General features: G+C 38.4%; 1 protein-coding gene. It reads left to right on the top strand.

What is annotated here, in order from left to right; genetic code table 11:
* A partial coding sequence (locus BA195_RS14475; protein ID WP_176715004.1) for a hypothetical protein occupies nucleotides 1-619 on the top strand: 619 nt, incomplete at both ends.

Below are 619 nucleotides of genomic sequence, written 5' to 3' on the forward strand. Positions count from 1 at the left end.
CTCCATTTGAAGCGATTACCGATATAAATATCAGTTCAGTAAAAGATATTGATTGTGCAACAGGAGAAGATATCTCAGTAAAAACAGTAACAAATATTGATAATGTTACTTATGCTATAACAAGTGCTCCGGCAGGATATTCAGGACCAACAAGTGAGACAGTAACACCAGCAACAGATGCAGCGTTAACGTTTACCAATTTACCAACAGGAACGTACACGATAACGGCAACACATCCAACAACAGGTTGTGTGTTTGAGAAAACGTATACAGTAGGATCAGCACCAAGTTATACGGTAATTGCCAACAACGCACAAGCAACGTGTTTTGGAGCAGCAGGCGGAAGTATTGATGTTAGTTTTGATTCGAGTACATTATATGCAGGAAATTACACTTATGTTGTAATGGACGATAATGGTACTCCTGGTAATGTAGCAGATGATAATGACATAACTGCAACAACAACAGCAGATGGAACAGGAGTAGGAAATGTAACAGAAACTATTGGAGGCTTATTAGCTACCCCAACAGGATTTAGTTATTATGTAGCAGTAACAATGACAGATACACCATTCTGTACCATAAATACCAATGAGTTTACAATAAATGAGCCAACGGC

The organism is Tenacibaculum soleae, from assembly GCF_001693415.1.
Taxonomy (GTDB): Bacteria; Bacteroidota; Bacteroidia; order Flavobacteriales; family Flavobacteriaceae; genus Polaribacter; species Polaribacter soleae.